13 protein-coding genes, 1 tRNA gene and 1 pseudogene are annotated in these 13,227 nt (G+C 69.6%); 7 read left to right on the top strand and 8 right to left on the bottom strand.

Going from position 1 to position 13,227, the window contains the following annotated elements; genetic code table 11:
- Positions 1–138, bottom strand: a pseudogene (locus tag RDU12_RS05410) (Hpt domain-containing protein); the annotation flags it as partial.
- Positions 139–379: 241 nt separating this feature from the next.
- Between RDU12_RS05410 and RDU12_RS05405 the strand changes: the two are divergent.
- Positions 380–455: transfer RNA gene (locus RDU12_RS05405), tRNA-Lys, on the top strand.
- A gap of 19 nt (positions 456–474) precedes the next feature.
- Here RDU12_RS05405 and RDU12_RS05400 read toward each other — a convergent pair.
- Positions 475–735: a DUF2892 domain-containing protein gene (locus RDU12_RS05400; RefSeq protein WP_308684222.1), complete on the bottom strand. Its 261-nt coding sequence runs from the start codon at positions 733–735 to the stop codon at positions 475–477.
- Positions 732–2,045: an FAD-dependent oxidoreductase gene (locus RDU12_RS05395; protein ID WP_308684221.1), complete on the bottom strand. Its 1,314-nt coding sequence runs from the start codon at positions 2,043–2,045 to the stop codon at positions 732–734. The genes RDU12_RS05400 and RDU12_RS05395 overlap by 4 nt, the downstream gene beginning before the upstream one ends.
- Positions 2,046–2,216: 171 nt before the next feature.
- Here RDU12_RS05395 and RDU12_RS05390 point away from each other — a divergent pair, with 171 nt between their 5' ends.
- The 6 genes from RDU12_RS05390 (at position 2,217) to RDU12_RS05365 (ending at position 8,842) form a co-directional block, all read left to right on the top strand.
- The gene (locus RDU12_RS05390) at positions 2,217–3,266 is read left to right on the top strand and encodes an efflux RND transporter periplasmic adaptor subunit (RefSeq protein WP_308684220.1); all 1,050 of its coding nucleotides are present in this window, start codon (positions 2,217–2,219) and stop codon (positions 3,264–3,266) included.
- The gene (locus RDU12_RS05385) at positions 3,263–6,493 is read left to right on the top strand and encodes an efflux RND transporter permease subunit (protein ID WP_300290772.1); all 3,231 of its coding nucleotides are present in this window, start codon (positions 3,263–3,265) and stop codon (positions 6,491–6,493) included. Before RDU12_RS05390 ends, RDU12_RS05385 begins: the two co-directional genes overlap by 4 nt.
- Complete coding sequence (locus tag RDU12_RS05380) at positions 6,490–6,834, top strand: helix-turn-helix transcriptional regulator (RefSeq protein ID WP_300290773.1); 345 nt, start codon at positions 6,490–6,492, stop codon at positions 6,832–6,834. The genes RDU12_RS05385 and RDU12_RS05380 overlap by 4 nt, the downstream gene beginning before the upstream one ends.
- The gene (locus RDU12_RS05375; protein WP_300290776.1) at positions 6,831–7,214 is read left to right on the top strand and encodes a DUF302 domain-containing protein; all 384 of its coding nucleotides are present in this window, start codon (positions 6,831–6,833) and stop codon (positions 7,212–7,214) included. The genes RDU12_RS05380 and RDU12_RS05375 overlap by 4 nt, the downstream gene beginning before the upstream one ends.
- 247 nt (positions 7,215–7,461) lie before the next feature.
- Positions 7,462–8,028, top strand: coding sequence for a helix-turn-helix domain-containing protein (locus RDU12_RS05370; protein WP_300290778.1), 567 nt, complete (start codon positions 7,462–7,464; stop codon positions 8,026–8,028).
- A 46-nt stretch (positions 8,029–8,074) separates the two neighbouring features.
- Positions 8,075–8,842 (top strand): SDR family NAD(P)-dependent oxidoreductase, encoded by a 768-nt coding sequence (locus tag RDU12_RS05365; protein WP_300290780.1) that lies wholly within the window; start codon positions 8,075–8,077, stop codon positions 8,840–8,842.
- Positions 8,843–8,855: 13 nt separating this feature from the next.
- Here the strand turns inward: RDU12_RS05365 and RDU12_RS05360 are convergent, their stop codons facing one another.
- The 5 genes from RDU12_RS05360 to RDU12_RS05340 all read right to left on the bottom strand — a co-directional run bounded on the left by RDU12_RS05360 (position 8,856) and on the right by RDU12_RS05340 (position 12,939).
- Complete coding sequence (locus RDU12_RS05360) at positions 8,856–10,445, bottom strand: MBL fold metallo-hydrolase (RefSeq protein ID WP_308684219.1); 1,590 nt, start codon at positions 10,443–10,445, stop codon at positions 8,856–8,858.
- Positions 10,445–11,104 (bottom strand): LysE family translocator, encoded by a 660-nt coding sequence (locus tag RDU12_RS05355; RefSeq protein WP_300292834.1) that lies wholly within the window; start codon positions 11,102–11,104, stop codon positions 10,445–10,447. Before RDU12_RS05355 ends, RDU12_RS05360 begins: the two co-directional genes overlap by 1 nt.
- A 3-nt stretch (positions 11,105–11,107) precedes the next feature.
- Entirely contained in the window at positions 11,108–11,971 is an 864-nt protein-coding gene (locus RDU12_RS05350) for a universal stress protein (RefSeq protein ID WP_308684218.1), read from the bottom strand.
- A 69-nt stretch (positions 11,972–12,040) separates the two neighbouring features.
- Positions 12,041–12,571, bottom strand: coding sequence for a pyridoxamine 5'-phosphate oxidase family protein (locus RDU12_RS05345; protein WP_300292588.1), 531 nt, complete (start codon positions 12,569–12,571; stop codon positions 12,041–12,043).
- Positions 12,568–12,939, bottom strand: coding sequence for a c-type cytochrome (locus RDU12_RS05340; RefSeq protein WP_300292590.1), 372 nt, complete (start codon positions 12,937–12,939; stop codon positions 12,568–12,570). The genes RDU12_RS05345 and RDU12_RS05340 overlap by 4 nt, the downstream gene beginning before the upstream one ends.
- Positions 12,940–13,227: the final 288 nt, after the last annotated feature.

The raw sequence follows: 13,227 nt of genomic DNA, 5'->3' as shown, positions 1-13,227 counted from the left end.
CACGTCCAGCATCGGCGACCACATCGCCGCCTGCTGGGCGAACAGGCCCAGCACCTCCTCGCTGACCGTGTCGTCGCCTCCGGTCGTCCGCTCCAGCACGGTGAAATCGACCGCCCCTGACAGATCGCGACGGGCCATCAGCGAAGGGCCTCGCCGCCCGTCGCACGCCCCTGGTTCCGGATCGCCATGGCTCTTCCCCCGCCGCCGGGCCTGGACGGCCGCGGCCGTCAGTCTAGTCCGTCCCGCCGCAAACCGGAACGGCGGCCCGACGCCTTGCTCGCGCCAGATATCGCCACTAGATACGCCCCTCCCCGGCCTGCCCCCTGTTGCAGGCCGTGGACCGGCGCGGTCCTGCGAGGCCCCGCCCGACGACTGGTCCGGGTGATTAGCTCAGTTGGTAGAGCAGCTGACTCTTAATCAGCGGGTCGTAGGTTCGAACCCTACATCACCCACCATCGTCCCTTCTGCCGGCGGTTACAGAGGCGTCGCAGGACCCGAGCCGACGTCGCGCGAGACCGGCGTGGGCTGAACCGCGCGGATCGTCGGGCCGGGCCGCACGCCCAGCCGCTGCATGATCTTGGCCGCCGGACAGAAGCCGGTGAACGAGGACTGCATCAGGTTGAAGCCGACGAACACGGTCAGCCACACCCAGGCCGGGTGGACCCAGTGGGTCAGGGCCAGACTGAGCAGGACCATAAATCCTGCGAACAAGGTGACAGCGCGATCGAGGCTCATGCCTTCGGCTCCTGACTGGACGTGGAAGTGGGGGTGCGGCGCACCTTGTGGGCGCCGATCAGGTCGAGGGCCAGCTTCTCATAGAGCGGCTCGGCCTGGCCCTTGCGGACCTTGTGCAGGAAGTAGCCCTCGAAGGCGACCTTGGCGGTGTGCACCCAGCGGCCGCTGGCGGACCAGTTGATGTTGCGCGGCGGGATCTGCGGCTGGGCCATGAAGGCCACGCCGCCGTCGCCGAAATCGGCCAGGCAGATGGCGTTCCAGCTGGCCTCGAAGGTCGGCGCCTCGCCGTCGAGGATCTGCTTCAGATTGGCCGAGATGGCCGAGACCATGCTCTCGATCATGAAGCCGGTCTTGGGCACGCCCACGGGCACCGGGGTGGGCCCGGTCGGCGGAATGGCGATGCAGACGCCGAGGGCGAAGATGTCCGGCCAGGTCGGGTTGCGCTGGTGCTTGTCGACGATGACGAAGCCGCGCGGGTTGGTCAGGCCCTCGACGCCGCGCACGGCGTCGACCCCGCGGAAGGCCGGCAGCATCATCGAATAGGCGAACGGCAGGTCGTGGTTCGCCTTGACGGCGCCGTCCTCGCCGACCTCCTCGACATGCATCATCCCGGCGTCGACGCCCGTCACCTTGGCGTTGGTGATCCATTTGATGTGCCGCTGGCGCATTTCGCTTTCCAGCAGGCCCTTTGTGTCGCCGACCCCGTCGAGGCCGAGGTGGCCGATGTAGGGTTCGGAGGTGACGAAGGTCATCGGCACCTTGTCGCGCAGCTTGCGGCGGCGCAGCTCGGTGTCGAGGATCATGGCGAACTCGTAGGCGGGGCCGAAACAGGACGCGCCCTGGACCGCGCCGACCACGATCGGACCGGGATTCTCGACGAACCGGTCGAAGGCCTCGGCCGCGTGCACGGCGTGGTCGACATGGCAGATCGAAACCGTGTTGCCGTCGGGGCCAAGCCCCGGAATCTCGTCGAAGGCCAGTTCGGGACCGGTGGCGATGACCAGATAGTCGTAGTGGAGGGCGCGGCCGTCGACCAGGTCGATGCCCTTCTCGTGGGGCCGGATGCGGCTGGCGGCGACGTTGATGAACTCCACGCCCTTGCGCTTCATCACCTCCGGCAGGCTGACCTCGATGGCCTCGCGCTTGCGCCAGTGCACCGCCACCCACGGGTTGGAGGGGGTGAAGTGAAAGATGTCGCCCTTCGACACCATGACGATACGCGCGCGGTCGCCAAGGGCGTGGCGGATGTCATAGGCGGCTATGGCGCCGCCCAGGCCTGCGCCGAGGATGACTATGGTGGGGCGGTCCATGCGCGGTCTCCTTCGAGGACGGTCGTCGATGCCTGATCCTGCGCCCCCCGGTTCGCCGCGCCTTGATCCGTATCAAGGCCGGAGAGCGTCGCCGGGTCGACAGTTCTCAGGCTTGCAATCATATTAGCATCATCTAATATTAGCGCAAGCTTACATAAGGACGATCCCCCGATGAAGACGCCCCCGGCCCTGTTCGCCGCCCTCGCCGCCGCCACCCTCCTGGCCGGCGGGCTGTCGGCCTGCGGCGCAGAGCCCGAGGTGGCGGCTGCCGCGCCGGCGCGGGGGGAGCGCCTGACCGTGACCGAAGCCCTGATCGATGCGGTCAAGCCGGCCTCGGCCGTGGTCGCCTCGCGCGATCTCGGCGAGGCCCGGGCCCGCATTCCCGGCACGCTCACCCAGTTGAACGTGCGCGAGGGCGACACGGTGCGCCAGGGCCAGGTCATCGGCATGGTCGTCGACAACCGGGTCGGCCTCGAGACGGCGGCCTACGGCGCCCAGGTCGCGGCCGCCGAGGCCGAGGCCGCGCGCGCGCGGGCCGACCTGTCGCGCATCCAGACCCTGTTCGACAAAGGCATCTACGCCCAGGCCCGGCTCGACCAGGCGCTCGCCGCCTCCCAGGCCGCCAACGCCCAGGTCCGGGCGGCGCGCGCCGTACGCTCGGCCAGCGCCGAGACGGGCGCCCAGGGCCGGATTCTCGCCCCGACATCAGGTCGGGTGCTCGCCGCCGACGTGCCCGCCGGCTCGGTCGTCAGCGCCGGGCAGTCGGTCGCCACCATCACCGCCGGGCCGCTGGTCCTGAGGCTGGAACTGCCCGAGGCCCAGGGCCGCAACCTGCGGGTCGGCCAGAGCGTGGTCGTTTCGTCCGAAGACCTGCCGGGCGTCAGCGCCGGGACCATCGCCCAGGTCTATCCGGCCTCCACCGCCGGCCAGACCACCGCCGACATCGCCGTCGCCGGCCTGGGCAGTGACCGGGTCGGGCAGCGGGTCACCGTCCAGGTGCCAGTGGGACAACGGCGCGCGCTCGTCATCCCCCGCCGATTCGTCTCCACCCGTTACGGCATCGATTTCGTGCGCACCGTCGACCGCGCCGGCCGCGTCAGCGAGGCGCCGGTCCAGCTGGGCGGCCCCGTGAGCGGCGACCGAGTCGAGGTGCTGTCGGGTCTCGCCGTCGGCAATGTCGTTCTGGCCCCTGAACCCGCGGCTCGGGAGCGCGCCCGATGAACCTCGGTCTGTCCGGACGGCTGACGAAAGCCACGCTCAACTCGCCGCTGACCCCGCTGATGCTGCTGGCGGCGATCGCCGTCGGCCTGATGGCCCTGATGTCGATTCCCCGCGAGGAGGAGCCGCAGATCAGCGTGCCGATGGTCGACATCATGGTCGCGGCGCCGGGGCTGAGCGCCTCCGACGCCACCGAACTGGCGGCCAAGCCGCTGGAGGCCATCGTTCGCAGCATCGACGGCGTCGAGCACGTCTACACCCAGGTGCAGGACGATCAGGTCATGGTCACGGCCCGCTTCGTGGTCGGCTCGGACCCCGACGACGCGGCGGTTCGCGTCCACGAGAAGGTGCGCGCCAACTACGGCTCCATCCCCACCGGGGTGTCCGAGCCGCAGATCGTCACCCGGGGCATCAACGACGTCCCGGCCGTGGTCCTGACCCTGACGCCGAGCGCCGGGGCCGCCGGGCGCTGGAGCGACCAGGCCCTGTACGACGTCGCCACCCGCCTGCGCACCGAGGTCGGCAAGGTCGAGGATGTCGGCCTGACCTTCATCGTCGGCGGCCGCCCGTCCGAGATCCGGGTCGAGCCCGATCCGGCCCGCATGGCCGCGCGCGGCGTGGCCCTGTCCTCGGTGCTCGAGACCGTCTCCCAGGCCAACCGCAGCTTCCCCGCCGGCGCCTTCCGCGACCAGGGCCAGGCCGTGGCCCTGCGCTCGGGCGAGCGGCTGGCCACGCCCGAGGACGCCTCCCTGCTGACCGTCAGCTCGATGGCGGGCGAGCCCGTCTACCTGCGTGACGTGGCGACCGTCGTCCAGGCCCCGCGCGAGGACCAGGCCCGCGCCGCCCACTACGCCCGCGTCGGCGACGGCTGGAGCCGGACCCCGGCCGTCAGCCTGGCGGTGGCCAAGCGCCAGGGCGCCAACGCCGTGGTCGTCTCGCATGCGGTGTTGCAGCGGGTCGAGGCGCTGAAGGGCACGCTGATCCCGGACGGCCTCGAGGTCGTGGTCACCCGCGACTACGGCGAGACAGCCAACGAAAAGGCCAATGAGCTGCTGATGCACCTCGGCCTGGCGACCATCTCCATCGTCATCCTGATCGGTTTCGCCATCGGCTGGCGCGAGGCGGGCGTGACGGCGGTGGTCATCCCCACGACCATCCTGCTGACCCTCTTCGCCTCAAACCTGATGGGCTACACCATCAACCGCGTCAGCCTGTTCGCCCTGATCTTCTCGATCGGCATCCTCGTCGACGACGCCATCGTCATGATCGAGAACATCGCCCGGCACTGGGCCATGGACGACGGCCGCAGCCGCGCCCAGTCCACCGTCGAGGCCGTGGCCGAGGTCGGCAACCCGACCGTCGTCGCCACCCTGACCGTGGTCGCCGCCCTGCTGCCCATGCTGTTCGTCTCGGGCCTGATGGGCCCCTACATGGCCCCGATCCCGGTCAACGCCTCGGCCGCCATGGTCTTCTCCTTCTTCGTCGCCGTGGTGATCGCGCCCTGGCTGATGATCCGACTGGCGCGCAAGACCCTGGCCGGCGGCCACGGTCACGAGCACGGCGAGGGGATGCTGGGCCGCCTGTATCGCAAGGTGGCCACGCCGGTGATCCGCTCGCGCCGCAGCGCCTGGACCTTCCTGATCGTCGTCGGCGTCGCCACCCTGTTGTCTATGTCGATGTTCGGCTTCCGGGCGGTGCCGGTGAAGCTGCTGCCGTTCGACAACAAGTCCGAGCTGCAGGTCGTGCTGGACATGCCCGAAGGGACCAGCCTGGAGGCGACCGAGCGCACCCTGGCCGGGGCCGCGGCCGTGGCCCAGAGCCTGCCCGAGGTGGAGTCGCTGGAGAGCTACGCCGGGACCGCGACGCCGTTCAATTTCAACGGCCTGGTGCGCCACTATTTCCTGCGTGCGGGCGCCGAACAGGGCGATCTGGCCGTCAAGCTGGCGCACAAGGAGCACCGCAAGCGCACCAGCCACGCCATCGCCCTGGACCTGCGCCGCCGTCTGGCCGACCTGCCGCTGCCGGCCGGGTCGTCGATCAAGGTGGTCGAGGCGCCGCCCGGACCGCCCGTGCTGGCCACGCTGCTGGCCGAGGTTTACGGGCCCGATCCCGCCACCCGCCGCGCCGTAGCCGCCGAGCTGGAGACCCTGTTCCGGGCCGAGTCCTCGGTGGTCGACATCGACAACAGCTACGGTGTTCGCCGTCCGGTGCTGCGCCTGATCCCCGACCGCGAGATGATCGAGCGCTTCGGCCTGTCCGAGCGCGAGGTGCACGACTCCATCGCCGCGGTCATGGGCGGCCAGATCCTCGGCTACGCCGCGCGTGACGACGAGCGCACGCCGGTCGAGATCGCCGTGCGCCTGCCCCAGTCGGCCCGGACCTGGAATGAACAGATGGCCGTCATGCCCGTGGCCGTGACCACGATCGACGGCGGCCGCCGGCTGGTCGAACTGGGCGAGATCGTCGAGGCCCGCCGTGAGCTGGCCAGCTGGCCCGTCTACCGGCGCGACGGCCGCGCCGCCGAGATGGTCACCGCCGAGCTGGCCGGCCAGTTCGAGGCCCCGATCTACGGCATCCTGGCCATCGACGCGGCCATCAAGGACCACGACTGGAAGGGTCTGCCGCGTCCCGAGGTCCGTCTCAACGGCCAGCCGACCGACGAGACCGTCCCGACCGTGCTGTGGGACGGCGAATGGGAGATCACCTGGGTGACCTTCCGCGACATGGGCGCCGCCTTCGGCGTGGCCCTGCTGGGAATCTATGTTCTGGTCGTCGCCCAGTTCAAGGATTTCCGCATCCCGCTGGTGATCCTGACGCCCATCCCCCTGACCCTGATCGGCATCGTCATCGGCCATATGCTGTTCGGCGCGCCCTTCACCGCCACCTCGATGATCGGCTTCATCGCCCTGGCGGGGATCATCGTGCGAAATTCGATCCTGCTGGTCGACTTCATCCGCCACGCCCGAACGCCGGGACGTCCCCTGCGCGAGGTGCTGCTGGAGGCCGGGGCGATCCGCTTCAAGCCGATCCTGCTCACCGCCCTGGCGGCCATGATCGGAGCGGCGGTGATCCTGTTCGATCCGATCTTCCAGGGTCTGGCCATCTCCCTGCTGTTCGGCCTGATTTCCTCGACAATTCTGACGGTGCTGGTGATCCCGGCCATCTATATCGCGTTGAAGGATGACGGCCGGCCCCTGGCCGGACCCGCACCCGCGGAAGAGACGCCATGACCGACGCCCTCCCCACCCCGAACGCGGCCGCCTTGGCCGAGCTCGAGGCCAGCGCCGCCCCGGCCGCCCGGCTGATGCGTCTGTTCGCCAACGAGCAGCGGCTGATGCTGATGTGCCGGCTCGCCGACGGGGATTGCGCCGTCGGCGATCTGGCCGGCTACGTCGGTCTGTCGCAGTCGGCGTGTTCCCAGCATCTCGCCCGCCTGCGCGACGCCGGCGTCATCGCCCCGCGTCGCGAGGCCCAGACGGTCTACTACGGCATCGCCGATCCGGCCGCCGCGCGGGTCATCGCTCTTCTCTGCGACCTCTATCGCGACCAACCCAAGGAGCCGACTCCATGACCTATTTCACCGCCCGGACCATCGAGGCCGATTTCGACTCCGTCCTCGAGCGCACCCGCGCCGCGCTGCAGAAGCACGGCTTCGGCGTGCTGACCGAGATCGACGTCCAGGCGACGCTCAAGACCAAGATCGACGTCGATTTCCGCCCCTATCGCATTCTGGGCGCCTGCAATCCGGTGATGGCTCACGAGGCCCTGAAGATGGAGCCGCACGTCGGCGTCATGCTCCCCTGCAATGTCGTGGTGCAACAGACCGAAGCCGGCGTCGAGGTCTTCGCCGTCGATCCGGCCGCCTCGATGAGCGCCATCGACAATCCCGACCTGCTCCGCCATGCGCAGACGGTCGGAGAGCATCTCGCCGCCGCCGTCGCCGAGATCTGACGCTCCCCTGTGGTCGGTCGCCGCCGGGTCCATCGAACAGCGTCGTGCGGGACGAAACCATATCAGCGCCTCCGGTGTTCTCCTTAGGGAAGGACGCCTAGGGGGAGCTCCCGAATATTCCATTGCGGCTTCCGGGCTTAACCCTTTCGACCTCGACAGGGAGGCTGACATGACGCCGATCGATTTGCCCGACAGTGAGCTTCGCATTCCCTCCGCCGCCAGCGATATCTGGAGCGGTGCGCTAAGAATGGACTTCGCCCCCGGCGAGGAAATCTACGGCCAGGAAGAGGCCGCTGACCTGATCTACCATGTGGTGAAGGGTTCGATCCGCACCAGCCATCTGCTCGCGGATGGACGGCGACAGATCGGGGACTTCTATTACGAGGGCGACGTGTTCGGGGTCGAGACCGGACCGGCGCACAGATTCTCGGCGGAAGCCCTGACCGCCTGCGAGGTCATGGTGGTGAAGCGGGCCGGATCGGTCGCCTTCGAACCGGGGCGGGTCGAGAAACTCGTCTGGGCCGCCACGGCGATGGAGCTGGCCCGGGCCCAGACGCACATGCTCCTGCTCGGCCGCGCCACCGCCTGCGAACGCGTGGCCCGCTTCCTTCTGGATATGGCCGACCGCTTCCGGGGCGATCTGGTGACCCTGCCGATGAGCCGGCAGGACATGGCGGACTATCTGGGACTGACCATCGAGACGATCTCGCGAATGCTCGGACGCCTTCAGGCCGATGGCGTGGTCGAGTTCGTCGGCTGCCGCCATTTCCGCGTCCGGCATCGCGGCGGACTGATGAAACTCGCCGCCGCCTGAACCCGGGCCGCCCGACATCCGCAACTATCGCCGGAGGAGCCGCGCCATGAACCGTTTGTCTGACAAGGTCGCCGTCATCACCGGCGCCGCCGTGGGGCTGGGCCGGGCCACGGCCATCCGCATGGCGGAGGAAGGCGCCTCCGTGGCTCTGCTGGACGTCCTCGACGCCGAGGGCCTGGAACTGATCGAGATGCTCAGGGCGCGGGACCTTCCGGTCGCCTACTGGCATTGCGACGTGTCCAGCGAGCGCGAGGTGCAATCGGCGATGCAGGAGATCATCGAGCATTTCGGCCGCATCGACATTCTGGTCAACAACGCCGGGGTGGCCGGGGTCAACAAGCCCACGCACGAGATCACCGAGGCCGAGTGGGACCGGGTCCAGGCGGTCAACGTCAAGGGCGTCTTCTTCTGCACCAAACACGCCATCCCCCACCTCAAACAGGCGGGCGGCGGCTCGATCATCAACCTGTCGTCGATCTACGGTCTGGTCGGCGGGCCTGACGTTCCGCCCTACCACGCCTCCAAGGGGGCGGTGCGGCTGATGACCAAGACCGACGCCATGATCTATGCGCCCGACCGGATCCGCGTGAACTCGATCCACCCGGGGTTCATCTGGACGCCGATGGTGGAGGCCCATCTCTCGGGCCAGGGCGATCTGGAAGAGGGCCGCCGGGCGACGGCCGCCCTGCACCCGCTGGGCCGCATCGGCGAACCCGACGATATCGCCTGGGGCGCGGTCTATCTCGCCTCGGACGAGGCCGCTTTCGTCACGGGATCGGAACTGGTCATTGACGGCGGCTACACCGCCCACTGACCTCCCGCATCGTTTATCCCGGCGCCTTCGGCGGGGCGAGCCCTCCAGCCAGCCGTTCCAGCAAGGCCGTGCGTTCATCGTCACCGCGCATGGCCTGAAGGGTCTCGTTCAGGGCGACCAGGAAGGCCGCGCGGTCGTTGTGCCAGTCGGGCCGCGCCGCCTGCCCCGGCGCAAGCCGGCCGGACCCGGGCCGGACCGGTTCGGCGCCGGTCTTCGACAGCGCAAAGGCCTGGTCGATCGCGGGCGACAGGGTGCGATAGCCGGAGGTCTCCAGACGCGCGGCGAGGGCCGCGAGGGCCCCGGGCTCTCCGTGATCCAGCAGCACATGGCCCGCGACCGGCGCGCGGGCGCCCAGCCAATCGACCAGACCTGTCGCGTCCGCGTGGCCCGAGTAGGAGTCGAGGGAGCGGATCCGGGCGCCGACGTGGATATCCTCCCCCTGGATCCGGATCATGGAACGGCCCTCCAGCAGGTAGCGTCCCAGCGTTCCCGCGGCCTGGAAGCCGGTGATCAGGACCGTCGTCTCCTTGCGCCACAGCAGCCGCTTCAGATGGCGGCGAATGCGGCCGGCGTCACACATGCCGCTGCCGGCGAGAATGACATGCCAGTCCCTGAGCCGCTCGAGTCCGTCGCTCTCCTGCGGCCGCATCAGATGATGCAGGCGGGGAGCCGTTCGCAGCGAGGCGTAGGGATTGTCCAGGGTGTCGGGGTTCCAGCCACGGCGCAGGAAGACCTCGGTGGCCTCGATGGCGAGCGGCGAGTCGAGGAATATCTCGCCGGCCAGTTCGGGCCGGGCGTCCATGACGGCCAGCAGGTCGAGGATCAATTCCTGGGCGCGACCGACGGCGAAGGTGGGCATCAGCAGGGGTCCGCCTGCGGCCTTGGCCAGCCGCAGCTCCTCGGCGAGCGCCTCCCGACGGACGTCCAGGTCGGGGTCGATCCGCTCGCGGTCGCCATAGGTGCTCTCCAGCACGACATGATCGACGGCGGTCGGACCGTCCGGAGCGGGCAGGAAGGGCTGCCGGCCCGAGCCCAGATCGCCGGAGAAGAGCAGCCGGACGCCGTCGCCGCCGTCCGCGACATGCATCTCGATCGACGCCGCGCCGAGCAGGTGTCCCGCCGGCCAGTAGGTGACCTCGAGCCCCGGCGCCGCCAGGAAAGGCTCGCGGAATTTGACTGTCTCGAACAGGCGCAGCGTGGGGTCGACGTCGGCGGTGGTGTAGATCGGCTCCACGGTCCTGATGTTGCGCCGCGCGTTCCGGCGGTTGAGGTGGCGGACCTCGCTCTCCTGGATTTCGGCGGCGTCGGCGAGCATGACCTCGCACAGGTCGCGGGTCCCGCGGGTGGCGTGGATCGGACCGCGGTAGCCGGCCCGGACCAGCTTGGGCAGCAGGCCCGAATGATCGATGTGGGCGTGGGTCAGGAAGACGGCGTCGATCGAGGACGCGTCGAACGGAAACGGCTCGTAGTTCAGGGCCTTCAGCGTCTTCGGCCCCTGAAACATGCCGCAGTCGATCAGGAAGCGGCCCTGATCGGTCTCCAGCAGCATGCACGAGCCGGTCACGCATTCCGCGGCGCCGTGGAAGGTCAGGACAGGAGTCATCAGGCGAGGTTTCCATTGAAGGGCGTGAGGACCAGCCAGACAGCCGACACGATCAGGCCGACCGCCAGTACGAAATGCAGGACGCGTCGGCGTCCGACCGAGAGCAGGCGGCCGGCCCTGTCGGCGCCGAGGACGATGGCGCTGTGGATGACCACGCTGATCACGATGTGGGTCGACCCCAGGATGAGGATCTGGAGGGCGAGCGGCCCGACCTCGGGGCGCAGGAAGCCGGGCAGGACGGCGATGTAGAACAGGGCCGCCTTGGGGTTGAGCAGATTGGCCATGACGCCGCGCGCGAACAGCCCGCTGGCCGAACGCCGATCGAGCGGGACCGAGATGCGGTTCGGGTCGCCCGCCAGGCCGTCAAGCGCGAGCCAGACCAGATAGGCCGCGCCCGCCCACCGCAGGGTGTTGAGAACCGCCGGGGAACGGAGCGGCGTCTCGGTGAGCCCGTAGAGCGCTACGGCGAGATAGGTCACGAGACCCAGGGTGACGCCGGCGACGACCAGAAGCCCCGCGGCCCGACCGCGCCGCGAGGCCACCATGGCCAGATAGCCCATGTTCGGCCCGGGCGTCAGTTCGACCATCACCATCGCCAGGACGAAGGCGGGAATCACCGTTGGATCGATGGGCAGGTTCGCCGTCGCGAGGCCGGGCACGGGTCAGTTGGCCAGCAACAGGCTGGGCCCCTCGGCGTCGTTCAGGAAGCTGCGGGTCGCGCCCCCGAAGACGACCTCCCTGAGCCGCGAATGACCATAGGCGCCGGCGACGAACAGGCCCGCGCCCCGTGACGCCGCGGCGGCGGCCAGAACGGCGCCCTCATCCGGGCCCTCAAGCATGACCGGGACGCCGACGCCGACGCCGTGGGCCTTCAGATAGGCGTTGAGGCGGTCGATGTCGGGATCGGTAGTCAGCCGGTCCAGGCTGTTGACGCACTGGAGGATGTGGATCCCCGAGGCCATGGCCAGCAGCGGAAGCGCGCTTCGCACGGCCCGGCCCGCCTGGGCGCTGCCGTCCCAGGCGATGGCGGCGGGCCCGGCCAGGGAATCCGGTTCGCCGCGCGCGATCAGCGTCGGGGCGCGATGGTGAAGCAGGGTCTGGCCCAGCAGCTCGCCGTCGCGTCCGGCCCCGGTCGTATAGTTCTGACCGATGACGACGAGGTCCGACAGGGTGACGGCGCGCGCCAGCGACAGCGAGGGGCGCAGGCCGCGCTCTATCAGGACCATCCGGGGCGCCCCCTCGCCCGGTCCGAACACCACGTCCGCGGCGCCGGCGGCCTTGCGCGCCGCCGCCTCGACCCGGCCGTGCAGTTCGCGGTCGGCGGCCGCCAGCTCCTCAATGGCCTGGCGCGAGAGGCTGGCGCCCAGCGTCATCCCGAGGGTGACCATGTCGATGGCGGTGTCGGGGTAGGCGGGCAGAATATCCACCGTCGAGTCATGCTGCGCGGCGAGCCAGGCGGCGAAACTGAGGGTCTGGAGATCCTCGGGGCCGCCCCCGGCGATGGCGACGATATGCTTGAGGCTCATGGCGATGGCTCCTTCAGTGCGGAGATACGGCCCTCCGGCGGGGTTCGCGTTGATCGACGTCAATCCCGTTCAGAACAGGCGGGTCTCCGGATGCTTTGGGGGAGCCGGCCCGTCGCCGATCGCAAAGGTCTCGGCGTGGCTGCGACCGTCCATGACCGCCACCGGCGTGACGAGGGAGGGGCTGAAGGCCATGACGGCGACGGAAACATCGCCCGGACAGTAGATGTGCACATCGGGAAAGCGGGCGATCACCTGCTGGTTCAGCCTCTCCACCACGGCCGGGTCGGTGACTTCTTCCGCCACGCCGGCGAAGCTGGCGCCGACGGCGTCGCCCCCGGAGCCGTGCCCGGCCCGGATGGCTGCGGACATGCGGGGGTCAGCCTGCAGGTTGCGGAATTTCTGGCTGTTCCGCGCGACGACGAAATAGAGGCGCAGACCCTCCGCGATGTAGCCGACGGTGGTGACCTGGGGCCACCCGTCGGGGCGGTTGGTCGCCACGCTCATCAGCCGCTCCCGTTCCAGCAGGGCGGCGACAGCCTCGACCGCCCGGTCGTGGATGGGGCGGATCTCGCCCGTTGACCGGCCGGCCTCGCGAGTCACGGCTCCGCCCTCAGGGAGTCGAGATAGCTCATCAGGTCGTCGATCTCGCCGGCCCGGAAGGTGAACCGGGGCATGGCGGGGTGGGCGGTGACCAGGCCTTCCGCGAACGCGGTCTCCACCTCGTCGAGCGGCCGCTCGCGGACCACGTCTCGGAACGCGGGCGCGTCGGGCATCGGGCTGACATCGGTGCGTCCGACGGCGTGACAGCCGGCGCAGGTCCGGGCGGTGATGGCGCGGCCCCGCTCGATCGACTCCAGCCGCCATGCCGAAGCCGCAGCGGCCGGAGGCGGGCTTTCCTGGACCATGGGGGCGGCGCAACCGGCGGCCAGCACGGACAGCAGCGCCAGGGTGTGAGGGAGTCGGATCATGCGGGGCCACCTCGGAAATACGTTGATCGTGCACCCTAACACGGGCGAGGCCTTGATCCGTATCAAGGTGCGTCGGTCCGGGCCGGTCTTGTATGGTCGGGAGGAGACGCCATGACCTACGCCAGCCTGCTCATCTCTGTCGAAGAAGGCCTCCAGAGCGACGCCCGCCTTGAACTCGGGTGCGACCTCGCGGTGACCTTCAACGCCCTTCTCATCGGCCTGTCGGCCAGTGCGCCGCAGCCGCCGCTGTTCGACCCGATGGCCGGGGGGGCGATGACCGGAGAATTG

Origin of the sequence: Brevundimonas sp., assembly GCF_031082345.1 — a bacterium.
GTDB lineage: Bacteria > Pseudomonadota > Alphaproteobacteria > Caulobacterales > Caulobacteraceae > Brevundimonas.
The sequence above is the reverse complement of the archived record's forward strand: the minus strand, read 5'-3'. Positions and strand labels throughout refer to the sequence as shown.

Bases quoted from the DNA above. Each gene is read 5' to 3' on its own strand.
- RDU12_RS05400 (WP_308684222.1), bottom strand. From the start codon at position 735: ATGAGCCTCGATCGCGCTGTCACCTTGTTCGCAGGATTTATGGTCCTG.
- RDU12_RS05395 (WP_308684221.1), bottom strand. From the start codon at position 2,045: ATGGACCGCCCCACCATAGTCATCCTCGGCGCAGGCCTGGGCGGCGCC.
- RDU12_RS05390 (WP_308684220.1), top strand. From the start codon at position 2,217: ATGAAGACGCCCCCGGCCCTGTTCGCCGCCCTCGCCGCCGCCACCCTC.
- RDU12_RS05385 (WP_300290772.1), top strand. From the start codon at position 3,263: ATGAACCTCGGTCTGTCCGGACGGCTGACGAAAGCCACGCTCAACTCG.
- RDU12_RS05380 (WP_300290773.1), top strand. From the start codon at position 6,490: ATGACCGACGCCCTCCCCACCCCGAACGCGGCCGCCTTGGCCGAGCTC.
- RDU12_RS05375 (WP_300290776.1), top strand. From the start codon at position 6,831: ATGACCTATTTCACCGCCCGGACCATCGAGGCCGATTTCGACTCCGTC.
- RDU12_RS05370 (WP_300290778.1), top strand. From the start codon at position 7,462: ATGGACTTCGCCCCCGGCGAGGAAATCTACGGCCAGGAAGAGGCCGCT.
- RDU12_RS05365 (WP_300290780.1), top strand. From the start codon at position 8,075: ATGAACCGTTTGTCTGACAAGGTCGCCGTCATCACCGGCGCCGCCGTG.
- RDU12_RS05360 (WP_308684219.1), bottom strand. From the start codon at position 10,445: ATGACTCCTGTCCTGACCTTCCACGGCGCCGCGGAATGCGTGACCGGC.
- RDU12_RS05350 (WP_308684218.1), bottom strand. From the start codon at position 11,971: ATGAGCCTCAAGCATATCGTCGCCATCGCCGGGGGCGGCCCCGAGGAT.
- RDU12_RS05340 (WP_300292590.1), bottom strand. From the start codon at position 12,939: ATGATCCGACTCCCTCACACCCTGGCGCTGCTGTCCGTGCTGGCCGCC.